This is a genomic window from Bradyrhizobium sp. 2TAF36 (genome assembly GCF_052114925.1).
GTDB lineage: Bacteria > Pseudomonadota > Alphaproteobacteria > Rhizobiales > Xanthobacteraceae > Bradyrhizobium > Bradyrhizobium barranii.
On the sequence record NZ_JBFRFR010000035.1, the window covers coordinates 55985 to 79603 of the forward strand.

Consider the following 23619-nt stretch of genomic DNA (forward strand, 5'->3'; position numbering starts at 1 on the left):
AAATCAGGCCGCCGAAGCAGCCTTTTTCTTGTCGGAGTGTCGCAAAATGCGGGATAGCACCCGGCTCAGATAGCGTCCAGCCCGGATTCGCCGGTCCGGATGCGGATCGCCTCTTCGATATTGGAGACGAAAATCTTGCCGTCGCCGATGCGCCCGGTCTGCGCGGCGCGGCGGATCGCGTCGATGGCGCGCTCGACCAGATCGTCGCCGATCACGATCTCGATCTTCACCTTGGGGAGGAAATCGACGATGTATTCTGCGCCGCGGTAAAGCTCGGCGTGGCCCTTCTGCCGGCCAAAGCCCTTGGCCTCGGTCACGGTGATGCCTTGCAGGCCGACTTCCTGAAGCGCTTCCTTCACCTCGTCGAGCTTGAATGGCTTGATGATGGCTTCGATTTTCTTCACTGCGCGCCTCCCGGCCTTTCGATCAAATAGCAACGTCTTCGTCAGGATGCGCTTTTCTTAACGCACGATCTTGTCTTCGCTATGCCGGGATGCCTGACCAGCCCGGCAACAACGGCCGGCCACACCCTGATAGATTGCCAGTGAGCACGACGAACCGAAGCGGCTTCCTCGAAAGCAGGGTCTATGCCAAGTTGCAAATGCCCTGATTATTGGAGCGTTATCAGCCTTTTAACGCGCATCCCTGATAGGTGGAGCCGACTGGCTCAAAATACCGCAGACTACGAAATAGGCAATCGGTTCAATATCTGTGCAAATCGTTGTTCTGCCGGGTGGGCCTGTACGGAACGTGCCTGTTGAAAAGGCGTTTGGACCAGGGAAGTGGCATGGAAGTTCTGACCAACGCTGAAATGCAGCGTGCCGACCAGCTCAGTATTGCGGCAGGCACGCCCGGCTTCAAGCTGATGCTCAGCGCGGGGCAGGCGGTCGCGGAGGCCGCCAATGCGCTGGTGGAGGAGGGGCCGATCCTGATCGTGGCCGGTCCCGGCAACAATGGCGGCGACGGTTTTGTCGCAGCCGCGGAGCTCGCCGCGCAAGGGCGCGACGTCTCGGTGATCCTGATGTGCGAGCGCGACCAGCTCCAGGGTGACGCGGCCTCCGCGGCGCGCGGCTGGAAGCACCCGGTGCTGCCGTTCAATCCGCAGGCGATCGGCAAGCCCGCGCTGATCATCGATGCGCTGTTCGGCGCGGGCCTCAGTCGCCCGGTCGACGGCGAGGCGCATGCGATGATCGAAGCGATCAACGCCAACGGCGCCCCGGTGCTCGCGGTCGACCTGCCGAGCGGCATCAACGGCACCAGCGCAGCTTTGATGGGTGCGGCGGTGAACGCCACCGAGACCGTCACCTTCTTCCGCAAGAAGCCGGCGCATTTGCTGCTGCCCGGCCGGATGCATTGCGGCCACGTGCGCGTCGCCGACATCGGCATCGACGCACAGGTGCTGGACGAGATCGCGCCGCGGACCTTCGAGAACGATCCGGATTTCTGGGGCACCGCCTTTCCGGTGCCGCGCATCGACGGCCATAAATTCGCACGGGGCCACGTGCTGGCGGTCTCGGGCGATGCCGCCGCGACTGGCGCAGCGCGGCTCGCCGCCCGTGGCGCTTTGCGGGCCGGAGCCGGCCTCGTGACGCTGGCGACCCCGCGCGATGCGCTCGCGATCAATGCCAGCGCGCTCACCGCGGTGATGGTTCGGGCCTGCGACACAGCGGTCGAATTCGGCGCGTTGCTCGGCGACAAGCGCTACAACACCTGCCTGATCGGACCCGGCGCGGGCGTCGGCGATCGCACCTGCGATCTGGTCCACACGGCGCTTCACGCGCAGCGGCATCTGGTGCTGGACGCGGATGCGCTGACGAGCTTTGCCGCAAACCCCGAGCGGCTGTTTGAATCGATCAAGTCCTCTGAGGACAGTGCGGTCGTGCTGACGCCGCACGAGGGTGAATTTCCGCGCCTGTTCTCCGACCTCAGCAACAAACATCCGGGCCGCTCGAAGCTGGAGCGCGTCCGCGCCGCCGCCGAGCGCTGTGGTGCGGTCGTGCTGCTGAAGGGGCCGGATACCACCATCGCCGCGCCCGACGGGCGCGCCACCATCGCCGCCAACGCGCCGCCCTGGCTCGCCACCGCCGGCGCCGGCGACGTGCTCGCCGGCATCATCGCAGGACTTCTGGCGCAGGGCGTGCCGGCCTTCGAAGCCGCCAGCATCGGCGTCTGGATGCATGGCGAGGCGGGAAGCGAGGCGGGGCCCGGCCTGATCGCGGAGGACCTGACCGAGACGCTGCCGGCCGTGCACCGGCGGATCTATAATGCGCTCGGGGTGGAGTACTAGTGCTCAGGCTGCTCGCACTCACCGATATGGGCGAGGCCGCGCAGGTCCATCGGATTGCGTTTGACCGGGCGATGCCGTGGCTCGTTGGGCTGCACACACCTGACGAGGACAGCTGGTTTTACCGCGAGCGCGTTTTCACGACGTGCCGTGTGTGGGGACGGTTCGATGATGGCGTCCTGAGCGGGATCATCGCCTTCCGCGAAGGTTGGGTCGAGCAGCTCTATGTGCTTCCCGCCGCCCAGGGGTGCGGCGTCGGCACAGAACTCCTCGATGTCGCCAAGCGGGCCAGCGACCAGCTGGAGCTCTGGACCTTCGAGCGCAACGCGCCGGCGCGGCGCTTCTATGAGGCGCGCGGGTTCGCACTGGTTGAGCAGACCGACGGGGCGCGGAACGAGGAGCGGGAGCCCGACGCTCGCTACCTCTGGACGCGCCGGTAAGTCGCTCACTCCACCCCGTACCAGCGCACCAGCCGCGGCGCGGCCCAGTCGGTCACGACGGATTCGATCAGCCAGGGTCCGGGTGAGGTCGCCGCGAATGCGATGCGCTGGGTTTGGCCGGGCTCGATTGCGAGCGTGTCGAGCCAGTAGGGCTTCCAGCCGTCGTCGAGCTTGTCGAGCAGGCGAAAATGATGGCCGTGCAGGTGAAACACGATCGTGGCCGGTCCGGGGTTCTTGAGGGCCAGCACGACGGTGCGGCCGGTCCTGGCGCGGAAGGCCGGATTGGAGGAGACGGAGAAGCTTGCAGGCCGTGCCCAGCCGGCGTCGGGCGCGCCGAGCGCGACATCGAACCGCAGGGCGCCTTTGAGGTCGAGCTTCTCGGGGAGGTCGTTCAGGGGGAGCGGCTGTGGTGGCAGCAGCGGCGCGCGCCGCTCGAGCTTGCCTGATATCGTGAGGCTCCCGACCTGGCGCGCCTCCTTGCCGTCATGCAACAGGAATGGGGCCGATGTGGCCGCGTCCACGAAGGCGTCGGCGCGTGCGCCGGGGGCGAGCACCAGGGCGCCGTTGCGCGCCGGGAATGGCTCGGCCGGCTGTCCGTCGAGGGCCATCACCTGGACCTCGTGGCCTTCCAATTTGATCGCCAGAACAGAACGTTGCGAGCCGTTGATAAAGCGCAGCCGCAGCCGCTCGCCGGCCGCCGCTGAGAGTTCGAATGAAGTCCGCCCATTGAGCGTGAAGAGCGGTGTCGTGTCCTCGGGAACGCGGCCGGGCGGAAGCGCGGTCCCATCCGGCCGCAGGCGCCATTCCTCGATCAACAGGACCTCGTCGCGGTCGACAGGGACGCGATTTGTCTCGCCGGCGATGATCGGAAGCGGGCGCGCGGGCAGCTTCAGACCGTCTTCGAAGAGACGGAAGTCGGCTGCCAGAGTTCCTGCGTTTGGTATTGAAACAATTGAGGTTTCAGTCACATTCGGCGCAGTCGGCGTACGCCCTCGCAACGGGTCGGCCCCGGCCGGGCCATTCAGGCCGTACCAGACTGGCGCAAGCGGGACAGGCAGGTCGTTCCGGAAGACCACCTCGCAGCGGTCGCCTCGCTTGAGACGGACGTTCCCGATATGGCTTACGGCGGCCAGCTCCCAGATCGGTGTCGCCGGCTGACCCGGCCTGAGCGCCAGGGTTGCCGGCCTTGCCTGCAGGGCGAGCTGGGCGGTGACAGCGGGGGTTGCGCCGCCGGCGATCAGCCCGGCCGCGGAGGCTCCAAGTCCGGCTCCAAGTCCGGCTCCAAGTCCAGCTCCAAGTCCGGCCAAAACCTCACGCCGGGTCGGGTCAGAGATCCGCGTTTTCATGGCTTGATGCGGACCATGAAGCGCTGGATAAGTCCAGCCGTCGCGCCTACTTAAAGCCTGACTCTATCGGGCCATTTTTTTGCTGCGAACAGTCAGGCACATGCTATAAGCCCGGCCGCCCGCGGCATCGCGGCCGGTCTTGATGCAAATTCACGCGGGCGTGGCGGAACTGGTAGACGCGCTGGATTTAGGTTCCAGTGACGAAAGTTGTGGGGGTTCGAGTCCCTCCGCCCGCACCAAGCGCTTTCAGCGTTTGCACGGATTACCAAAGGGCTGCTTCCTCACGGAGTGTTTCCGGCGGAAGTGGTCCGATGAACCACCGGCGTTGAGGCGTCTTGCCTCGCGCCGGTTCGATTAATGACAGCGTCCCGACGCATGCGTGCCGGGGCCGAGCGAGAAGAAGATTGGACGCCATGCAGGTCACAGAAACCCTCTCGGAAGGTTTGAAGCACGAGTTCAAGATCAGCGTTCCCGCGTCTGATCTCGACGCCAAGGCTGGTGCCAAACTCGTCGATCTCAAGGACAAGGTCCGCATCAACGGCTTCCGCCCCGGCAAGGTGCCGGTCGCTCACCTGAAGAAGGTCTATGGCCGCTCGGTGATGGCCGAGACCATCGACCAGACCATCCGCGACACCAACACGCAGCTGTTCTCCGACCGTGGCTTCAAGCTTGCGACCGAGCCGAAGATCACCATGCCGAGCGAGCAGGCCGAGGTCGAGGAACTGCTCAACGGCAAGACCGATCTGACCTACACGGTCGCGATCGAAGTGGTGCCCGCGATCGCGCTCGCCGACTTCAAGAGCTTCCAGGTCGAGAAGCCCGTCGCTGACGTGTCCGACACCGATGTCGACGAAGCCATCAAGCGCATCGCCGACAGCAACCGCGGCTATGCGGCCAAGGCCGAGGGCGCCAAGGCCGAGTCGGGCGACCGCGTCACCATCAACTTCAAGGGCACCATCAACGGCGAAGTCTTCGAGGGCGGCACCGGCGAGGGCATCCAGGTAGCGATCGGTTCCAATACCTTCATCCCCGGCTTCGAGGAGCAGCTCACCGGCATCGGCGCGGGCGAGACGCGCACGCTGAAAGTGTCGTTCCCCAAGAACTACATGAACGACAAGCTCGCCGGCCAGCCGGCCGAGTTCGAGACCACCGCGACCTCGATCGAGGCGCCGCAGGACGTCGCGATCGATGACGAGTTCGCCAAGACGCTGGGCCTCGAATCGCTGGACAAGCTGAAGGAAGCCGCGCGCGAGCGTCTGGCTGCCGAGTTCGCCGGCGCGACGCGCCAGCGCGTCAAGCGTGCGCTGCTCGACCGCCTCGACGAGGCGCATCGCTTCGAAGCGCCGCCGTCGCTCGTCGACGAGGAGTTCAATCTGATGTGGAACTCGGTCAAGGCCGAGATGGATTCGGCCGGCAAGACCTTCGCGGACGAGGATACCACCGAAGACAAGGCCAAGGACGAGTACCGCAAGATCGCCGACCGCCGCGTTCGGCTCGGCCTCGTGCTGTCCGAGATCGGCGAGAAGAACAAGATCACCGTGACCGACGACGAGGTCGGCCGCGCCGTGATCGAGCGCGCTCGCTCGATGCCGGGCCGCGAGAAGGAAGTCTGGGACTATTACCGCAGCAACGCCCAGGCGCTGGCCCAGCTTCGTGCACCGATTTACGAGGACAAGGTCGTCGACTTCATCCTCGAGCTCGCCAACGTGACCGAGAAGAAGGTCTCGCGCGAGGACCTCTACAAGGACGAGGACGCGGAAAAGACCGCAGCCTGAAGGCTCTAGAGCGTTTTCGAGCGAAGTGGATACCGGTTCGCGTAAAGAAAACGCGTCAAACTTAGAATCTAGAGCCCCGTTCCGATTCAATCGGAACGGGGCTCTAGGAAAGCCTTCCATTAAGGATGATCAGCAAAGGGGCCCGGCTAGCCAACTGGCTGGCTGGGCCTGTTTGCGAGAATCAGCTTCAAGTGCCCCGTGGATTAAGCCTTAATTCGCTCCGCACTTGTCTGGCGCGAATTGGGCTATATCTGTCGGTACGCCCTGTACCCAAGTCTTATACCAAGCGTTCTACCTCTACCCACTTCCTGCATCACTGGCGTCCATCGGCCTTCCGGCAAATCCAGCCAAACTGGCAGCCAAGACTGGCAATGTCCGCCTCCTAAAACCCTAGGTGACTCATGCGCGATCCGGTTGAAACCTACATGAACCTCGTGCCCATGGTGGTCGAGCAGACCAACCGTGGCGAGCGCGCCTACGACATCTTCTCGCGCCTGTTGAAGGAGCGCATCATTTTCCTGACCGGGCCGGTCGAGGACGGCATGTCGACGCTGGTGGTCGCGCAGCTCCTGTTCCTTGAAGCGGAAAATCCGAAGAAGGAAATCTCGATGTACATCAACTCGCCGGGCGGCGTGGTGACGTCGGGCCTTGCGATCTACGACACCATGCAGTTCATCCGCCCGCCGGTCTCGACGCTGTGCACGGGCCAGGCCGCCTCGATGGGCTCGCTGCTGCTCTGCGCCGGCGAGAAGGACATGCGCTTCTCGCTGCCGAACGCGCGCATCATGGTGCATCAGCCCTCCGGTGGCTTCCAGGGCCAGGCCACCGACATCATGCTGCACGCGCAGGAAATCCTGAACCTGAAGAAGCGGCTCAACGAGATCTACGTGAAGCACACCGGTCAGACCTACAAGACGATCGAGGACGCGCTGGAACGCGACAAGTTCCTCACCGCGAACGACGCCAAGGAGTTCGGCCTGGTCGACAGGGTCATCGACAAGCGCGCCGAAGAGCCGGCGGCGAAACCGCAGTAACGCGAACGGGGCTGCAACATCGATCCCTGGAATACCTATGGGGATTTCTCGGGATCGTCAGGGCGACGTTCACGTTAACGGCGCACTACGCGGCGGCGCAAAAAACAGTCTTGCGCCCCGCGACAGGCAGAAAGTTCCGCTTTCGTGCTTGTTTTTCGTGGCAATCCAGCAACTCCGGGGCGATTTCGATCACTTCGTCCGTGCCAAGACGTGAAATCACGGTATTGTCACGGGTAGCCAGCGCCCCCTCGATTAGCGAATTCTTGATAGTCGGGTGACAGCATGGTTGGCTACGATTGATCGGCTATGATCGCGGAGAATCGAGTGACCGTGATTCGCACGGGATCTAACGCGTAGGGTCTTTTTTGGTACGGAATTTGCTCTATTTGAACTTCATACGGCATGCGTGCCGGAATGGAGCGATCGAGCGGAGCGGGATCGAACCGCGGACGGAGACATGAATGAGTAAGGTCGGCACGAGCGACTCCAAGAACACACTGTATTGCTCGTTCTGCGGCAAGAGCCAGCACGAAGTCCGCAAACTGATCGCGGGTCCCACGGTCTTCATCTGCGACGAGTGCGTTGAGCTCTGCATGGACATCATCCGCGAGGAAAACAAATCCTCGCTCGTGAAGTCGCGCGACGGCATTCCGACGCCGAAGGAAATCTGCAAGGTCCTGGACGATTACGTCATCGGCCAGAGCCATGCGAAGAAGGTCCTGTCGGTCGCGGTGCACAATCACTACAAGCGCCTCAACCACCAGACCAAGCACAACGACGTTGAGCTCGCGAAGTCGAACATCCTGCTGATCGGTCCGACCGGTTCGGGCAAGACGCTGCTCGCGCAGACGCTCGCCCGCATCCTGGACGTGCCGTTCACGATGGCCGATGCCACGACGCTGACCGAAGCCGGCTATGTCGGCGAGGACGTCGAGAACATCATCCTGAAGCTGCTCCAGGCCGCCGACTACAATGTCGAGCGCGCCCAGCGCGGCATCGTCTACATCGACGAAATCGACAAGATCAGCCGCAAGTCCGACAATCCCTCGATCACGCGCGACGTGTCGGGTGAGGGCGTGCAGCAGGCGCTGCTGAAGATCATGGAAGGCACGGTGGCTTCGGTCCCGCCGCAGGGCGGCCGCAAGCATCCGCAGCAGGAGTTCCTGCAGGTGGATACCACCAACATCCTGTTCATCTGCGGCGGTGCGTTCGCCGGCCTCGAGAAGATCATCTCGGCGCGCGGGCGGTCGACCTCGATCGGCTTCGCCGCCCAGGTGCTCGCGCCGGAGGATCGCCGTACCGGCGAGATCTTCCGCCACGTCGAGCCTGAGGACCTCCTGAAGTACGGTCTCATCCCCGAATTCGTCGGCCGTCTGCCGGTCGTGGCGACGCTCGAGGATCTGGACGAGACTTCGCTGAAGAAGATCCTCACCGAGCCGAAGAACGCGCTGGTGAAACAGTACCAGCGGCTGTTCGAGATGGAGAACATCGAGCTGACCTTCGCCGACGAGGCGCTTGGCGCGGTCGCCCGCAAGGCGATCGAGCGCAAGACCGGCGCGCGTGGTCTGCGTTCGATCCTCGAGGCGATCCTGCTCGAGACCATGTTCGACCTGCCGGGCCTGGAAGGTGTGGAAGAAGTCGTGATTTCGCGCGAAGTCGTGGAAGGTACGGCCCGTCCGCTCTACATCTACGCCGATCGGTCCGATCGCGCCGTCGAGAACGCCAGCGCCTGATTTGCGGCGCTGGAACGCTCCAATCGTCTTTGATAGTAGCGGCTGCGGAATGGTTCTCCGCAGCCGATGTTGCGTCGCTTATACGCGTGCGTAAGCGCCTGATGGCGCGCGTCTTTCAATGACTTGACACCCCCCCGGTCGATAGCCACCTAATGTCGACGGCGAGCGAAAATTCTCTTCAAGATTCGCCTCAGTTCCGATCCGGCAAGCCCGGTCCAACCTTAGAATGGTAGGCCGGTTTTGTGGATCACCTCGGCACCTTGTGGCGGTTGCGCATGAGCATGGCGGGCTGCGTGCAAGGGGGTAAAGCAAAAGGAAAAGGCCATGACTAATCCAAAACCCCGGCCAACCATCGTCCATGGCGAAACGCACGCCTATCCCGTGCTGCCGCTGCGCGACATCGTCGTCTTCCCGCACATGATCGTTCCGCTCTTCGTCGGTCGCGAGAAGTCGATCCGCGCGCTCGAAGAGGTGATGAAGAACGACGCGCTGATCATGCTCGCGACGCAGAAGAACGCGTCCGACGATGATCCGGCGCCCGATGCCATTTACGAGACCGGTACGCTCGCCAGCGTGCTTCAGCTCTTGAAGCTTCCCGACGGCACCGTGAAGGTGCTGGTCGAAGGGCTCGAGCGTGCGCGCGTGCAGAAATACACCGATCGCAGCGAGTACTACGAAGCGACCGCGATTGCGCTCGCCGACACCGATGCGAAGTCGGTCGAGGCGGAGGCACTGTCGCGCTCGGTCGTGTCCGATTTCGAGAGCTATGTGAAGCTCAACAAGAAGATCTCGGCCGAGGTCGTCGGGGTCGTGCAGGCGATCACCGATTTCGCCAAGCTCGCCGACACCGTTGCCTCGCATCTCGCCGTCAAGATTGCGGATCGCCAGCAAATCCTGGAGACGCTGTCGGTCACCACGCGCCTCGAGAAGGTGCTGGGCCTGATGGAGAGCGAGATCTCGGTGCTGCAGGTCGAGAAGCGCATCCGCTCGCGCGTCAAGCGCCAGATGGAGAAGACCCAGCGCGAGTATTATCTCAACGAGCAGATGAAGGCGATCCAGAAGGAGCTCGGCGACGACGACGGTCGCGACGAACTCGCCGATCTCGAAGAGAAGATCTCCAAGACCAAGCTCTCCAAGGAAGCGCGCGAGAAGGCGCAGCATGAATTGAAGAAGCTGCGCCAGATGTCGCCGATGTCCGCGGAAGCGACCGTCGTGCGCAACTATCTGGATTGGCTGCTGTCGATCCCGTGGAACAAGAAGTCCAAGGTGAAGAAGGATCTGGAATCGGCGCAGGCGGTTCTGGATGCCGATCACTACGGGCTGGAGAAGGTCAAGGACCGTATCGTCGAGTATCTCGCGGTGCAGTCGCGCGCCAACAAGCTGACGGGCCCGATCCTCTGCCTCGTCGGACCGCCCGGCGTCGGCAAGACCTCGCTCGGCAAGTCGATCGCGAAGGCGACCGGACGTGAGTTCGTGCGCGTCTCGCTCGGCGGCGTGCGCGATGAGGCCGAGATCCGCGGTCACCGCCGCACCTATATCGGCTCGATGCCCGGCAAGATCATCCAGTCGATGCGGAAGGCGAAGTCGTCCAATCCGCTGTTCCTGCTGGACGAGATCGACAAGATGGGCGCCGATTTCCGCGGCGATCCGTCTTCGGCGCTGCTCGAGGTCCTGGACCCCGAGCAGAACGGGACCTTCAACGACCACTACCTCGAGGTCGACTACGATCTGTCCAACGTGATGTTCATCACGACCGCGAATACGCTCAATATTCCGGGGCCGCTGATGGACCGCATGGAGATCATCCGGATCGCGGGCTACACCGAGAACGAGAAGGTCGAGATCGCACGCAAGCATCTGATCCCGAACGCGGTGTCCAAGCACGGCCTGGACTCCAAGGAGTTCTCGATCGACGACGACGCGCTGCTGCTGTTGATCCGCCGCTACACCCGCGAAGCGGGCGTGCGTAATCTGGAGCGTGAGCTCTCCACACTCGCCCGCAAGGCGGTGAAGGAGCTGATGATCTCCAAGAAGAAGTCGGTCAAGGTCACCGAGAAGACTCTGGAAGAGTTGCTCGGCGTGCCGAAGTACCGCTTCGGCGAGATCGAGAGCGAGCCGCAGGTCGGTATCGTCACGGGCCTTGCCTGGACCGATGTCGGCGGCGAGCTGTTGACCATCGAAGGCGTCATGATGCCCGGCAAGGGCAAGATGACGGTCACGGGCAATCTGCGCGACGTGATGAAGGAATCGATCTCGGCGGCGGCGTCCTACGTGCGCTCGCGTGCGATCGTCTACGGCATCGAGCCGCCGCTGTTCGACCGGCGCGACATCCACGTGCACGTGCCGGAAGGCGCGACGCCGAAGGACGGTCCGTCGGCGGGCGTGGCGATGGCCACCGCGATCATCTCGGTCATGACCGGCATTCCGGTCCGCCACGATGTCGCGATGACCGGCGAGATCACGCTGCGCGGCCGTGTGTTGCCGATCGGCGGCCTGAAGGAGAAGCTGCTGGCCGCTGCCCGCGGGGGCATCAAGACGGTGCTGATCCCCGAGGATAACGCCAAGGATCTCACGGAGATTTCCGATGCGATCAAGGGCGGCATGGAGATCATCCCGGTGTCACGTCTGGACGACGTCGTCGCCAAGGCCTTGGTGAAGAAGCCGGTGCCGATCGTCTGGGAAGAGGACACCAAGGTGACGGTGAAGCCGGACGGGGACGAGGCCGCCGGCGGACTGACCGCTCACTAAGGTTCAGCGAAAGATGATAAAACGGCGCCTTCGGGCGCCGTTTTTGTTTTGGGGGCAGGGATCAGGGCGATGCAGATCGACGGGGCAGTGCCATTGCGGGCAGATCACCTTCGAGGCCGAGATCGATCCCGAGACGGTGTCGGTCTGCCATTGCCGGGATTGTCAGACCCTGACGGGATCGCCGTTCCGGGTGACCGCGATCTGTAGCAACGCCGACGTCATGCTGACCAGCGGCACGCCAAAAGTCTACGGCAAGCGCGGCGACAACGGCCGGATGCGCTTCCAGCACTTCTGCGCCGACTGCGGTTCCCCGCTGTTCACCAGCGGCGAGGGCGACCAGGCTGACGATTGGGGTATCCGCTGGGGCTCAATCCGGCAGCGCGACAAATTGCGGCCCGTCAGGCAGATCTGGTGCCAGTCGGCGGCGGTGTGGATCGACGCGGTGCCGTTGCTGCCGGGGAGGCCGGGGGATTAGGCTGGCTTGCCAAGCCGAAGCTCGCCGCAAAAAGCCCGCCTTCGCCCGTTGGGATTCGGCGTGGCAGCCTGCGTCGCTGCGCGAGCGCGGGCTGGTGGGCGGTCACGGATTCGAACCGCGGACCCTCTCGGTGTAAACGAGATGCTCTAACCAGCTGAGCTAACCGCCCCAAGGCGCCTCTTTAGCCCTCCCGCGGGTGTTCGAGCAAGGCCCGAACGCATCGCAAACAGGGCTCGAGCAAGACCGCCTTTGTGATGATTGTCACAGGCGTCCGCCCGCGAGTCGGCCAATGTCCCCCGCAATTCACGATGGAGGGGTGGCCAATGTGTGCTCTGCTGGACCTCATCTACCGACATTGTTGCCGAGCGTGTTTGAGCGAAGCGCGACGCATGAGCCGCCGCGGCTCGATCATTCCAATTTGGTAGTTCCGGCTGACGGCGCGCCGATTTGGCCGCAGGCGGCTGTCCTGCCTCGTTGCGCCTGGCATCGGACGCCCACGAGCCGCCCTCCAAGGGTCCAAAATTGCCCTTTTTCGGTCATCTTTTTGATCGCCATCCGAACCAACGTGACGGCTCCCTGTGGCAGCGTGGAGTATCGCCGTGATGAGTGATCTTCGCATCAAGCTGGAAAGGTACGAGTCGAAAGCCGCCCACTGCATGAAAGCGGCTCAAGAAGCTCCTGATGAGGCCGGTCGGGCCTTCTACGAGGAGCTTGCCAACTATTACGACGAGCTGGCAGCCGACTTTCGCCGCGTCCTCGCCAAGCGAACCGGAGTTTCGCTCGCGGCCGAATGATCCGGCGTAGCGCAGGTCGGCAGTTGAAGACCTCGGCGGTCCGTCAACCTCTGACGCCGTGTCGTGCGGCGTGAACGCAAGAACGTCTCGCTGACAGGTGGACCGAACAGGCCGCCTCAGTTGACGGCGTCCTTGCTTTTCGGCATCGGGGTCTTTCGACCAAGCTGCCGGAGGGGATCCATGGAACAGCCAAGCGGACACGCAGAGAATGCCGACCAGATCGCCTATTGGAACGGTCCGAGCGGGCAGCGCTGGGCCGATCGGCACGCGGCCCAGGAAAGCTTGCTCGGCCCCATCGCCGCCGTGCTGATCGATCGCGCCAAGCCGAAGCCGGGCGAGCGCGTTCTCGATGTCGGCTGCGGCTCCGGCGCGACGACGTTCGCGTTCGCGAAGGCTGTCGCGCCCGATGGCTTCGCGCTCGGCCTCGACGTCTCCGACCCGATGCTGGCGCAGGCGCGCGCGTTTGCGCCAAAAGGCCTGCCGCTCGATTTCGTGCTGGCGGATGCGACGGTCCATCCGTTCGAGCCGGCGAGCTTTGACCTGTTGGCATCGCGCTTCGGCGTGATGTTCTTCGCCGATCCCATTGCGTCCTTCACCAACCTCCGCCGCGCGCTGAAGCCGACCGGACGGCTCGCCTTCGCCTGCTGGCGCGAGCCGAAGGAAAATCCGTGGATGATGGCGCCGCTGATGGCGGTCTACAAACATGTCCCGAAGATGCCGCCGGTCGGGCCGGAAGAGCCGGGCCCGTTCGCCTTCGCCTCGGAGGAGCGCGTGATGCGCATCCTGAAAGGCGCGGGCTTCGTGGACGTGGCGATGGAGCCGCACAATCTCGCGATGGATGTCGCCATCGGCGGCGGGCTCGATGCCGCCGTGGACGGCGCGCTCCAGATCGGCCCGGCCAGCCGCGCGCTCCAGGGCCATCCGCCGGAGACCTATGCCGCCGCAAAAGCCTCGATCCGCGAGATGCTCGCGCCGTTCCTCAAAGGACAGAGCGTGGCGCTCCAGGGCGCAATCTGGATCGTGACGGCGAAGGCGGCGTAGGCGCCGCTCTCTCTCGACGTCGTCATTGCGAGGAGCGAAGCGACGATGTGGAGGCGTTGTGCCCATTACACCACATCATCCGGCGCGAGCGCGCAGCCATTGTCGGGATGCGTCTCGATCTGGAGCGTGGTGTGGCCGATGCGGAAGGACGCCCTCAGCATCTGCGCCGTCTCCATCAGGAATGCATCGCCGGCTCCGGTGGGCATGACGAGATGGCAGGTCAGTGCCGTCTCGGTGGTCGAGATCGGCCAGACGTGGAGGTCGTGGATTCCCGAGACGCCGGGCCGCTCCAGCAGAAAGATCTTGATCGCGGCGATGTCGGTGCCCCTGGGCGCCGCAGCCATCGACATGTCGATGGAGCCGCGCAGCAGGCTGGTGGTGCTCCACAGGATGGTGGCGCAGATGACGAGGCTGGTGACGGGATCGAGCCAGAGCCAGCCGGTCCAGATGATCAGCGCCGCCGAGACCACGACGCCGAGCGAGACCGCGGCGTCGGCCGCCATGTGCAGATAGGCGCCTTCGATGTTGATGTCGTCCTTGCGTCCGCGCGCGAACAGCATGGCGGTAAAACCGTTGATGAGGATGCCGATGCCGGCGACCACCATCACGGTGACGCCCGCGACCGGCTCCGGCTCGCGCAGCCGCAAGATCGCTTCCCAGCCGATCGCGCCGGTCGCGACCAGCAGGAACACCGCGTTCGCGAGCGCCGCCAGGATGGTGGAGGCGCGAAAGCCGTAGGTGAAGCGGCCGCTCGGCGCGCGCCGTGCCGCGATCGATGCGCACCAGGCCACGACCAGGCCGAGCACGTCGCTGAGATTGTGGCCGGCGTCGGCGAGCAGGGCGGTGGAGTTGCCGATATAGCCGTAGATCGCCTCGGCCACGACCAGCGCGGTGTTGAGCGAAATGCCGATCGCGAATGCCGTGCCGAAATCGGCGGGCGCATGGACATGCGCGTGGCCAGGACCATGGTTATGTCCGTGGTCATGCGCGTGGCCGGCATGATCATGGTGGTGATGACCGTGATGGTCGTGGCTGCCCAAATCTAGCGCTCCCCGGACGCCGCCAAATCAGGCGCCATTGTAGGCGTTTCGGCAGCCGCGTCACGCCGGAACAGCGCATAGAGCGCCGGCAGCACCAGCAACGTCAGCACGGTCGAGGAGATGATGCCGCCGATCACCACGGTCGCCAGCGGACGCTGCACCTCGGCGCCGGCGCCGGTGGCGAGCGCCATCGGCACGAAGCCGAGGGAGGCGACCAGCGCGGTCATCAGCACTGGGCGCAGCCGCGTCAGCGCACCTTCGCGTACCGCGTCGGCCACGGGGCGCCCCTCGCTGCGCAGCCGCTCGATGAAGGCGATGATGACGAGGCCGTTGAGAACGGCCACGCCCGACAATGCGATGAAGCCGACACCGGCGCTGATCGACAGCGGGATGTCGCGCAGCAGAAGCGCCGCGACGCCGCCCGTCAACGCCAGCGGCACGCCGGAGAACACCAGAGCCGCATCCGCCGCCGATCCCATGCCCATAAACAGCAGCAGGAACACCAGCAGCAGCGCCACCGGTACCACGATCATCAGCCGCTTGGTCGCCGAGACCAGCTGCTCGAACTGGCCGCCCCAGCCGATCCAATAGCCCGGCGGCAGCTTGACCTTCTCGGCGACGGCGGCTTCCGCCTCGCTCACGAAGGAGCCGAGGTCGCGCGCGCGGACATTGGCGGTGACGACGATGCGCCGCTTGCCGTTCTCGCGGCTGATCTGGTTCGGACCGGGCGTCGCATCGACAGTTGCGACCGACGACAGCGGAACATAGCGCATCTGGGCAAGGGGAGAGGCGGTCAGCGCTGTTCGAACGGCGGTGCCGCTTGCTGCTTCCTCGCTCGGCGGCAGCGGGATCGGGATGGCCCGGATCGCGTCGAGATTGCCGCGCAGATGTTCCGGCAGGCGCACGACGATATCGAAACGGCGGTCGCCCTCGAACAGCTTGCCTGCCGATTTGCCACCGACCGCGATCTCGACGATGCCCTGCACCTCACCGATGCTGAGCCCGTATCGGGCGAGCGCCTGGCGGTCGAGCCGGACGGTGAGGATCGGCAGGCCCGAGACCTGCTCGATCTTGACGTCGCTGGCGCCGCGGATGCTGCGGATTGCGGCCTCGACCTGCTTTGCCGCGCCCTGGAGGATGTCGAGGTCGTCGCCGAAGACCTTGATGCCGACGTCGCTACGCACGCCGGAGATCAGCTCGTTGACACGGAACTGGATCGGCTGGGAGATTTCATAGGCGCTGCCGGGAATGTCGTCGGCAGCGTGGTCGATAGCCTCGATCACCTCCGATTTCGGCTTGTCCGGATCGGGCCATTCCGCGCGCGGCTTCAGCATGATGTAGCCGTCTGTCTGCGCCGGCGACATCGGGTCGGTCGCGATTTCGGCGGTGCCGATGCGGGTGAAGAATTCCTTCACCTCGGGAATCTCCTTGATGCGCTTTTCCAGCGCCTTTTGCAGATCCAGCGACTGCGTGAGGCTGGTGCCGGGAATCCGGATCGAGGCCAGCGCGACGTCGCCTTCGTCCAGGCTCGGGATGAACTCGCCGCCCATGCGTGCGGCGGCAATGCCGCTTGCGACCACGATGATGGCGGCCATGACGGTGACCGCGACCCGATTGTCGATCGCGAGGCGGAGCAGGGGGAGATAAATGCGCTTCGCCACCCGCATGAACAGGTTTTCGTGTTCGGACACCTTGCCGGTGACGAAGATGGCAACCGCCGCCGGCACGAAGGTGATGGAGAACAGCACCGCGGCGCCGAGTGCCATCAGCACGGTCAGCGCCATCGGCGTGAACATCTTGCCCTCGACGCCGGTCAGCGTCAGCACGGGCAGGTAGACAACGGCAATGATCAGCGTTCCGAACAAGCTCGGCTTGATGACCTCGCGCGACCCGCGCAGGATCGCGCGCAGCCGTTCGGGAGTGGAGAGCAGGCCGCCTTTCTGGCGTTGCGCCTCGGCCAGCATGCGCAGGCAGTTCTCGACGATGATCACGGCGCCGTCGACGATGATGCCGAAATCGATCGCACCCAGGCTCATCAGGTTCGCGCTGACTTTTGTTTCGACCATGCCGGTGATCGTCATGGCCATGGAGAGCGGAATGACGCAGGCCACCACGAGCGCGGCGCGGATGTTTCCGAGGATCAGAAACAGCACGGCCACGACCAGGGCCGCACCTTCCAGGAGGTTGTTTTCGACCGTGCGGATGGTGGCCTCGACCAGATGGGTGCGGTCGTAGACGGTCCGGGTCACGACGCCGTCGGGCAGCGATTTGGCGATCTCGTCGAGACGGGCTGCGACGCGGCGCGCCACGCTGCGGCTGTTCTCGCCGATCAGCAGCATGGCGGTGCCGAGCACGGTTTCCTCGCCGTCGCGCGTCGCCGCTCCCGTGCGGAGGTCTCGGCCTTCCTTGACGGTGGCGACATCCCTGATCCTGACGGGATTGCCGCCCCGCGAGCCGATCACGATGTCCTGGATCTCGCTGATGTTGCCGACCTGGCCCGGGGAGCGCACGAGATACTGCTCGCCGTTGCGTTCGATATAGCCGGCGCCGACATTGGCGTTGTTGGCGGCGAGCGCCGTCATGACGTCGCGAAAGCCGAGCCGGTAGGCCATCAGCTTGCCGGGGTCCGGCAGCACGTGGAACTGCCGCTCGAAGCCGCCGATGGTGTTGACCTCGATCACCCCCGGCACGTTGCGAAGCTGCGGCCGGATGATCCAGTCCTGCACGGTGCGCAGATCGGTCAGCGAATAGTCGTGACCGCCTTGCGTCTTCGCGCCCGCTTTTGCCTCGACGGTGTACATGAAGATTTCGCCCAAGCCGGTCGAGACCGGGCCCATCGCGACCTCGACGCCCGCCGGAAGCTGGTCCTTCACCTGCTGGATGCGCTCGCCCACGAGTTGGCGGGCAAAATAGATGTCGGTGCCGTCCTTGAACACGACCGTCACCTGGCTCAGGCCGTAGCGCGACAGCGAGCGGGTGTAATCGAGCTTCGGCAGGCCGCCCATCGCGGTCTCGACGGGGAAGGTGATGCGCTGCTCGGTTTCGAGTGGCGAGTAGCCGGGCGCGCGGGTGTTGATCTGGACCTGGACGTTGGTGATATCGGGGACGGCGTCGATCGGCAGGCGCTGGAAATTCCACGCTCCGAAAGCGACGGCGCCGAGCGCGAGCAGGAGGACCAGCCAGCGCTGCTGAAGCGAGACGGCGATGAGACGCTCAATCATGTTCCGCCTCGCCCTTGCCCATCTCCGCCTTCACGACAAAACTGTTCTCCGCGACGTAGTGCTCGCCGGCCGAAAGACCCGCCTTGATCTCGACATGGCGCGGATCGGAATCTCCGAGTTCCACGGGACGCGCCTCGATCTTGTCGCCGTCCTCGCGGACGAACACGATGGTTCTGTTCTCCAGCGTCTGGATCGCGCTTCGGCGTACGGCGACCGCGACGTTGCGCGCGGCGAGGATCAGCCGCGCCGTGACGAACAGGCCGGGACGCAGGCGCCCGTCTGGATTTGCGAGCACCACGCGGGCGAGCGCGGTCTGGGTCTCGCTGCTGCCGATCGGCGCCATGTAGGAGATCGTGCCCTTGATCTCGCCGCGGCCGTCGTCGGGATCGATCAGCACCTCGTCATTGAGACGAACGCGCCGGAGGTCCTGCCGGTAGATCGACAGGTCGACCCAGATCGTCGAGAGGTCGGCGACCACAAAGGCCGGCTTCTGCTCGGAGGCGTATTCGCCGAGCGAGATCTGCCGCTCGATGATGGTGCCGGCGATCGGCGCCTTCAGCTCGTAGACGGTGAGGCTCTGGTTGCTCTCGATCGCGGCGAGCAGATCGTCCTTGCCGACCCTGTCGCCGATGCGCTTCTGGATCGATTTGGCGATCCCCGGAAAGCGCGGCGTCACCTGCACGACGGCTTCCTGGTTGGCGCGCAAGATGCCGTTGAAGGACAGCGTATCGGTCAGCGTCGCACTCCCGGCCTCCGCCAGCGTGACACCGGCGGCCGCCAGCTTGACGTCGGAGATGCGGATGCGGTCGGCGCCGTGCTCGTCCTGCTCGACATGGTCGTTCGGCTTCTCCGGCTTCTTGTCCGCGGCATGCTCGGTGTGCGTGACCCCGGCAGGGGCGAGCAGGGAATAGCCGTAAGCGCCGAGTGCTGCGGCAAGGATGGCAATGACGATGGTGGAGGATGTTTTCATCGCGCGCTCTCCCGGGCCAGCGCAAAGGGATTGCCGACGAGGCCTTCGATGGTCGCAACGCCGGCATGGAAGTTCTGCAGCGCCTCCTGCTCGCGCAGCCGCGCCTGGGTGACGCTCGCCTGGGCGTCGAGCACTTCGAGCAGGGAGAAGCGGCCCTGGCCGTAGCCCTGCGCGATCGCCTCCGAGGCTTCTGTGGCTTTCGGAATCGCGGTCTCGCGCAGCACCGCGAGCTCGCGCAGCGAGCCCTGGAGCGAGTCGTAGGCGCGGCCGGCGACCACGATCAGCGTGTTGCGGTTGGCCTCGCGCTCGGCCCTGGTCTTGGCGAGGCTTTCCTGCGCCGAGAGGATGTTGCCCTGGTTCTGGTCGAACACGGGAATCGGCACCGAGACGGTGAGGCGCACCGCGTCGTCATTGGTCTCGTTGAAATGGCGCCATCCCGCCGCGATCCGCACGTCGGGATAGGGCCTTAAGCGCGCCATCAACAGCTCGGCGTTGCGCTGGGCATAGACCGCGGTCCAGCGCACCAGCTGCGGATTGGCGTCGATGGCGGCCACGACCGACTGGAACGTCGGCGTCTTTCCCGTGGTATCGAGCCGGCCGGAGACCTCGCCGAACTTTGCCGCGGGATCCCCCATCAGCACCGCAAGCTCGCGCCTGGCGCTCGCCAGCGTTGCCTTGAAGCGTTCGCGGTCGGCCTTCACCAGGGCGGACGCGACCTCGGCGCGGCCGGTCTCTGCCGGCGAGGAGGCGCCGGCCTCGACGCGGCGGCGCAGCAGCGGCGTCAGCCGGTCGATCGCGGCGATCTGCTCGTCGAGGATCTGGATGCGCCGCTGCGCGCCGAGCACGCTGAGGAAGGCGATCGCAGTCTCCGACAACACCTCCAGCCTGACCGCCTTGCGCTGGATCGCGGCCACCTCGATGCCGGCGGCGCCCGCGGCGATCCGCGCATCACGCTTGCCGAACAGCTCGAAGGCCTGGCTGATCTGGAGCGTGGTCTCGGCCGATCTCGTGCCGCGATAGATGCCCGATCCGAACGAATTGTCCTGTTCATAGGACAGTTCCGGATTGAGCAGCGCGCCGGCCTGGATGCGCTGCCCCGTGGCGATGCCGACGTCGCGCTCTGCCGCGGTGAGCCGCGGGCTCGCGGCCAGCGCGCGCGACAGCGCGCTCCGCATCGTCAGCGTCTGGGCGTGGGCGTGCTGCGTCAGCCAGGGGCTGACGAAAATCGCCATCGCGCACGCCAGGCGCGCGGCAGTCCGTCTGCAAGACATGAAGGTGACCTGTGAACAATCGTATCGTGGGCGCGCAGGCGCCCGGCTGATCAGTTCAGGTCAGGTGTTTGGGGGGCGGAGAGTCGGTGTCGGGCGCAATGCCGAGCAGCGCAGGCTCACGCTGCGGGATCGGTGCGGCAACGATGTCGGCGGCGGATCCAGGCTGCAGCGGCTGCGCGACGGCGACCGAGAAGCAGCCGTGGCAGTGATGGCCGCCGAAGGCCTTGTGATCGCCATGGCCCGCAGAACCGTCTTCGACAATCGAGGCGATCTCCGAGCCGCCGGAGGGGCTGGTGACATCGATGTCGTGCGCGCCATGGAGCGCGCCGGACAGCAGATAGGTGATTGCGAGACACGCAGCCAACAGCCCGCGCCAGTTGCGCAGGCGAAACAATCTGATCGGGCGGCGGATCGCAGTCACGAAGTCACTCTGGTTACGTCCGGGTTCGTAGCATGGCGACCGGAACAGTGTCGACCCGCAATAATGTTACGTGTGCGGAACTGAACGTCGCACCCGCATGTGTCCACGCGATTGCAAGCAGCGACGTCCGTTCATCGCCATCGTTGCGGTCCCATGGTAAGATAGAAACGACGAGAGGGAGCTCGGAATGCCCGAAGAGTCTTGCTGCTCGCACGATGCGTGCTGCGGGGAAGCCGCCAAAGCCCGTGTGGAGGAAGTCGCCGCGTCAGGCTGCGCCGACTGCTGCTCGGCGGGCGTTCCGGTCTTCGACGGGCTCGATCCGCGATACAAGCGCGTGCTGTGGACCGTCATCGCCATCAACGCGGCGATGTTCGTGAGTGAAATGGCGGCGGGCCATTTGGCCGGCTCCCAGGCTCTCAAGGCCGACGCTCTCGACTTCCTCGCCGACACGGTCACCTACGGCCTGAGCCTTTCGGTGATCGGCGCGAGCATCAAGACGCGTGCCACCGCCGCGTTGTTCAAGGGGTTGTCGCTCAGTGCCATGGCCGCCTGGGTGTTCGGGTCAACGCTCTATCAGACCCTGGTCCTGGGGCTCCCGCGTGCGGAGCTGATGGGAGCGATGAGCCTGGCCGCGCTGGCAGCGAACCTGACCTCGGTTCTCTTGCTTGCGCGCTACAAGGACGGCGACGCCAATGTGCGGTCGGTATGGCTCTGCTCGCGCAATGACGCGATCGGCAACGTCATCGTGATGGTCGCTGCCATCGGTGTATTTGGAACCGCGACGGCATGGCCCGATCTGGCTGTCGCCGCGGTAATGGCTGGAATCTTCCTGACCTCGTCGCTGCAAATCTTGCGGCAAGCATGGGCAGAGTATCGCGGTGGGCAAGCTGCCGTGACTGCCTGAGGGTGGCCTTTGCGCGCGATCCAAACGCGGAAAGGCCCCAGCCCGGGGCTGACCGGCTGAGGCCTTATGTGCTCACATTCTCATCCTTGGGACTTGAGACGCTAACGCGCCCCGTACTGGATCGTTCCGCAGGGCTCGGAATTATTTTGCCCTGCTGCCGGGGGTAGCAGCGTTCCTACGCCTTCTCCTCCCAGATCATCGCGAGATGCACGATCGTCTGCACCGCCTTTTCCATGTCCTGCCGGCTGACCCATTCGAGCCGCGAATGAAACGCGTGCTCGCCGGCGAAGATGTTGGGGCAGGGCAGGCCCATGAAGGACAGGCGCGAGCCGTCGGTGCCGCCGCGGATCGCGGTGCGCATCGGGCGCAGGCCGGCACGGCGGATCGCCTCGATCGCGTATTCGAGGATGTGCGGGTGACGGTCGATCACCTGCTTCATGTTGCGGTACTGCTCCCTGACCTCGAACTTGTAGGTCGAGCGCGGATAGTCCTTCATCACGTCCTTGACGATGTTCTCGAGCAGGACTTCCTTCTCCTTCAGCCCTTCCTCGGTGAAGTCGCGCACGATGAAGGAGAGCGTCGCCTGCTCCAGCGCACCGTCGATGCCGATCGGATGCAGGAAGCCCTGCTTGCCTGACGTCGTCTCGGGCGAGCAGCCTTCCTTTGGCAGCCGCTCGATGATGGCGGCTGCGATCTTGATCGCGTGCTCCATCTTGCCTTTGGCGTAGCCTGGATGGGCGCTGACGCCGTTGATGGTGATGGTGGCGCCGTCGGCCGAGAAGGTCTCGTCCTCGACGCTGCCGGCGCTCTCGCCGTCCATGGTGTAGCCGAAATCGGCGCCGAGCTTCTTCAGGTCGACATTGTCGACGCCGCGGCCGATCTCCTCGTCCGGCGTGAACAGGATCTTGACGGTGCCGTGCTTCACATCGGGGTTGTTGATGAAGAAATGCGCGGCATCCATGATCTCGGCGACGCCGGCCTTGTTGTCGGCGCCCAAGAGCGTGGTGCCGTCGGTGGTGATGATGTCGTTGCCGATCTGGTTCTTCAGCGCGGGATGTTCAGTGAAGCGGATCACCTGGCTGGTATCGCCCGGCAGGGTGATATCGCCGCCGCGATAGTCCTTCACCAGCTGCGGCTTGACGTCCTTGCCGGTCACGTCGGGCGAGGTGTCCATGTGCGAGCAGAAGCAGATCACCGGCACCTTCTTGTCGGTGTTGGCCGGGATCGTTCCGTAGACGTAGCCGAAGTCGTCGAGATGCGCGTCGGCGACGCCCATGGCCTTCAGCTCGGCGGCGAGCACGCGGCCGAGATCTTTCTGTTTCTCGGTCGAGGGCGAGGCCGGGGATTCCGGATCGGACTGGGTGTCGATGGTGACGTAGCGCAGGAAGCGTTCGGTCACGGTGTGCGAAAAGGAGAGGGAGGACATTTCTGGTCAAACCGCCGGATCTTGGGGAAGCAAGGCTTGGGGGAAGCAGGCGGTATATCAGAAAAGCGGGCCGTGATGCGGCCAGAACGAAGCGGATCAGGCTTAACGAAACGTAGCTGCTAGATCGCTTCCTTGAGCTCCTTGACCGGGCGGAAGGCCACCTTCTTGCTGGCCTTGATGTGGATCGCCTCGCCGGTGGTGGGGTTGCGGCCGGTGCGGGCGGCGCGCTTGCGGACCTGGAGGATGCCGAGCCCGACGATGCGGACGCGGTCGCCCTTCTTGAGGTGCTTGGCGATCAGATCGACCATATCGGTCAGGACGGCCTCGGCGTGCTTCTTCGAAAGGTCCTGGCTCTCCGCGATGTCAGCGGCGAGGTGCTTGAGCGTGATGGTGGCGGGAGCGGCTGCCTTCTTCGCCGAATCCTTCTTGGCCGAATCCTTCTTAGCCATGTCTGGCCTCCTCAATGACAGGGAAGCCCCGGAAAAGCCGGTCAAGCGTGGGGATCCCTCCAAGTCCTGGAAGGCCTAGACGATTCGGGCGCGGGCTGACTATGCCACGAGTTCCCGGCAGACGCCGGCAGTGCCGCGAAAGGCATCGAGAAGTTCGGGCTAAGACTATGAAGGGATTGCCAAAATGGCGCGAGAGACGGGGCTCGAACCCGCGACCTCCGGCGTGACAGGCCGGATGAATGGTCCT

19 protein-coding genes and 2 tRNA genes are annotated in these 23619 nt (G+C 64.7%); 11 read left to right on the forward strand and 10 right to left on the reverse strand.

The window, feature by feature from the left end; all coding sequences use genetic code 11:
* Positions 1-65: 65 nt before the first annotated feature.
* Entirely contained in the window at positions 66-404 is a 339-nt protein-coding gene (locus AB4Z51_RS21260) for a P-II family nitrogen regulator (protein WP_007603495.1), read from the reverse strand.
* Between the two features lie 383 nt (positions 405-787).
* Between AB4Z51_RS21260 and AB4Z51_RS21265 the strand changes: the two genes are divergently transcribed.
* Positions 788-2287, forward strand: a complete 1500-nt coding sequence (locus AB4Z51_RS21265) for an NAD(P)H-hydrate dehydratase (protein WP_135215992.1) — start codon at positions 788-790, stop codon at positions 2285-2287.
* Positions 2287-2724 (forward strand): GNAT family N-acetyltransferase, encoded by a 438-nt coding sequence (locus tag AB4Z51_RS21270; RefSeq protein ID WP_135215993.1) that lies wholly within the window; start codon positions 2287-2289, stop codon positions 2722-2724. Before AB4Z51_RS21265 ends, AB4Z51_RS21270 begins: the two co-directional genes overlap by 1 nt.
* 5 nt (positions 2725-2729) lie before the next feature.
* Here the strand turns inward: AB4Z51_RS21270 and AB4Z51_RS21275 are convergent, their stop codons facing one another.
* On the reverse strand, positions 2730-4070 hold the full coding sequence (locus AB4Z51_RS21275) for a multicopper oxidase family protein (protein WP_135215994.1): 1341 nt from the start codon (positions 4068-4070) through the stop codon (positions 2730-2732).
* Positions 4071-4224: 154 nt separating this feature from the next.
* Here AB4Z51_RS21275 and AB4Z51_RS21280 point away from each other — a divergent pair.
* From AB4Z51_RS21280 to AB4Z51_RS21305, 6 genes are all read left to right on the forward strand, one after another.
* Positions 4225-4309, forward strand: a tRNA-Leu gene (locus AB4Z51_RS21280).
* Positions 4310-4483: 174 nt separating this feature from the next.
* Complete coding sequence (gene tig / locus AB4Z51_RS21285; protein WP_063982957.1) at positions 4484-5845, forward strand: trigger factor; 1362 nt, start codon at positions 4484-4486, stop codon at positions 5843-5845.
* Between the two features lie 401 nt (positions 5846-6246).
* Positions 6247-6879: an ATP-dependent Clp protease proteolytic subunit gene (locus AB4Z51_RS21290; RefSeq protein WP_063982958.1), complete on the forward strand. Its 633-nt coding sequence runs from the start codon at positions 6247-6249 to the stop codon at positions 6877-6879.
* Between the two features lie 461 nt (positions 6880-7340).
* On the forward strand, positions 7341-8612 hold the full coding sequence (gene clpX, locus AB4Z51_RS21295; protein WP_014494834.1) for an ATP-dependent Clp protease ATP-binding subunit ClpX: 1272 nt from the start codon (positions 7341-7343) through the stop codon (positions 8610-8612).
* 324 nt (positions 8613-8936) lie between these two features.
* A complete protein-coding gene (gene lon, locus AB4Z51_RS21300) occupies positions 8937-11360 on the forward strand; it encodes an endopeptidase La (protein ID WP_028149034.1) in 2424 nt (807 codons plus the stop codon).
* 13 nt (positions 11361-11373) lie between these two features.
* The gene (locus AB4Z51_RS21305; protein ID WP_441497904.1) at positions 11374-11835 is read left to right on the forward strand and encodes a GFA family protein; all 462 of its coding nucleotides are present in this window, start codon (positions 11374-11376) and stop codon (positions 11833-11835) included.
* A gap of 92 nt (positions 11836-11927) precedes the next feature.
* Here AB4Z51_RS21305 and AB4Z51_RS21310 read toward each other — a convergent pair.
* A tRNA-Val gene (locus AB4Z51_RS21310) sits at positions 11928-12004 on the reverse strand.
* 433 nt (positions 12005-12437) lie between these two features.
* On the opposite strand from AB4Z51_RS21310, the gene AB4Z51_RS21315 reads away from it, so the two are divergent.
* On the forward strand, positions 12438-12629 hold the full coding sequence (locus AB4Z51_RS21315; protein WP_014494837.1) for a hypothetical protein: 192 nt from the start codon (positions 12438-12440) through the stop codon (positions 12627-12629).
* 180 nt (positions 12630-12809) lie between these two features.
* Positions 12810-13670 carry a class I SAM-dependent methyltransferase gene (locus AB4Z51_RS21320; RefSeq protein ID WP_135215997.1) on the forward strand — a complete coding sequence of 287 codons (861 nt, stop codon included), beginning with the start codon at positions 12810-12812 and terminating at the stop codon, positions 13668-13670.
* A 65-nt stretch (positions 13671-13735) separates the two neighbouring features.
* Here AB4Z51_RS21320 and AB4Z51_RS21325 read toward each other — a convergent pair whose 3' ends face one another.
* From AB4Z51_RS21325 to AB4Z51_RS21345, 5 genes are read right to left on the reverse strand one after another with little or no spacing between them, the layout of a single operon-like run.
* Complete coding sequence (locus tag AB4Z51_RS21325; RefSeq protein ID WP_439036705.1) at positions 13736-14710, reverse strand: cation diffusion facilitator family transporter; 975 nt, start codon at positions 14708-14710, stop codon at positions 13736-13738.
* A 2-nt stretch (positions 14711-14712) separates the two neighbouring features.
* Positions 14713-17931 carry an efflux RND transporter permease subunit gene (locus tag AB4Z51_RS21330; RefSeq protein WP_135215998.1) on the reverse strand — a complete coding sequence of 1073 codons (3219 nt, stop codon included), beginning with the start codon at positions 17929-17931 and terminating at the stop codon, positions 14713-14715.
* A complete protein-coding gene (ihpB, locus tag AB4Z51_RS21335; protein ID WP_135215999.1) occupies positions 17924-18901 on the reverse strand; it encodes a divalent metal ion exporter adaptor subunit IhpB in 978 nt (325 codons plus the stop codon). Before ihpB ends, AB4Z51_RS21330 begins: the two co-directional genes overlap by 8 nt.
* Positions 18898-20172 (reverse strand): divalent metal ion exporter subunit IhpA, encoded by a 1275-nt coding sequence (ihpA, locus tag AB4Z51_RS21340; protein WP_135216000.1) that lies wholly within the window; start codon positions 20170-20172, stop codon positions 18898-18900. Before ihpA ends, ihpB begins: the two co-directional genes overlap by 4 nt.
* Before the next feature lie 55 nt (positions 20173-20227).
* Positions 20228-20593, reverse strand: a complete 366-nt coding sequence (locus AB4Z51_RS21345) for a hypothetical protein (RefSeq protein ID WP_135216001.1) — start codon at positions 20591-20593, stop codon at positions 20228-20230.
* A gap of 187 nt (positions 20594-20780) precedes the next feature.
* On the opposite strand from AB4Z51_RS21345, the gene AB4Z51_RS21350 reads away from it, so the two are divergent.
* Positions 20781-21497: a cation transporter gene (locus tag AB4Z51_RS21350; protein WP_071913348.1), complete on the forward strand. Its 717-nt coding sequence runs from the start codon at positions 20781-20783 to the stop codon at positions 21495-21497.
* Between the two features lie 175 nt (positions 21498-21672).
* Here the strand turns inward: AB4Z51_RS21350 and pepT are convergent, their stop codons facing one another.
* Entirely contained in the window at positions 21673-22923 is a 1251-nt protein-coding gene (gene pepT, locus AB4Z51_RS21355; protein WP_135216002.1) for a peptidase T, read from the reverse strand.
* Between the two features lie 119 nt (positions 22924-23042).
* Positions 23043-23372 (reverse strand): HU family DNA-binding protein, encoded by a 330-nt coding sequence (locus tag AB4Z51_RS21360; RefSeq protein ID WP_028155929.1) that lies wholly within the window; start codon positions 23370-23372, stop codon positions 23043-23045.
* Between the last annotated feature and the right edge of the window lie 247 nt (positions 23373-23619).

Bases quoted from the DNA above. Each gene is read 5' to 3' on its own strand.
- AB4Z51_RS21265 (WP_135215992.1), top strand. From the start codon at position 788: ATGGAAGTTCTGACCAACGCTGAAATGCAGCGTGCCGACCAGCTCAGT.
- AB4Z51_RS21275 (WP_135215994.1), bottom strand. From the start codon at position 4,070: ATGAAAACGCGGATCTCTGACCCGACCCGGCGTGAGGTTTTGGCCGGA.
- tig (WP_063982957.1), top strand. From the start codon at position 4,484: ATGCAGGTCACAGAAACCCTCTCGGAAGGTTTGAAGCACGAGTTCAAG.
- AB4Z51_RS21290 (WP_063982958.1), top strand. From the start codon at position 6,247: ATGCGCGATCCGGTTGAAACCTACATGAACCTCGTGCCCATGGTGGTC.
- clpX (WP_014494834.1), top strand. From the start codon at position 7,341: ATGAGTAAGGTCGGCACGAGCGACTCCAAGAACACACTGTATTGCTCG.
- lon (WP_028149034.1), top strand. From the start codon at position 8,937: ATGACTAATCCAAAACCCCGGCCAACCATCGTCCATGGCGAAACGCAC.
- AB4Z51_RS21305 (WP_441497904.1), top strand. From the start codon at position 11,374: ATGATAAAACGGCGCCTTCGGGCGCCGTTTTTGTTTTGGGGGCAGGGA.
- AB4Z51_RS21315 (WP_014494837.1), top strand. From the start codon at position 12,438: ATGAGTGATCTTCGCATCAAGCTGGAAAGGTACGAGTCGAAAGCCGCC.
- AB4Z51_RS21320 (WP_135215997.1), top strand. From the start codon at position 12,810: ATGGAACAGCCAAGCGGACACGCAGAGAATGCCGACCAGATCGCCTAT.
- AB4Z51_RS21330 (WP_135215998.1), bottom strand. From the start codon at position 17,931: ATGATTGAGCGTCTCATCGCCGTCTCGCTTCAGCAGCGCTGGCTGGTC.
- ihpB (WP_135215999.1), bottom strand. From the start codon at position 18,901: ATGAAAACATCCTCCACCATCGTCATTGCCATCCTTGCCGCAGCACTC.
- ihpA (WP_135216000.1), bottom strand. From the start codon at position 20,172: ATGTCTTGCAGACGGACTGCCGCGCGCCTGGCGTGCGCGATGGCGATT.
- AB4Z51_RS21350 (WP_071913348.1), top strand. From the start codon at position 20,781: ATGCCCGAAGAGTCTTGCTGCTCGCACGATGCGTGCTGCGGGGAAGCC.
- pepT (WP_135216002.1), bottom strand. From the start codon at position 22,923: ATGTCCTCCCTCTCCTTTTCGCACACCGTGACCGAACGCTTCCTGCGC.
- AB4Z51_RS21360 (WP_028155929.1), bottom strand. From the start codon at position 23,372: ATGGCTAAGAAGGATTCGGCCAAGAAGGATTCGGCGAAGAAGGCAGCC.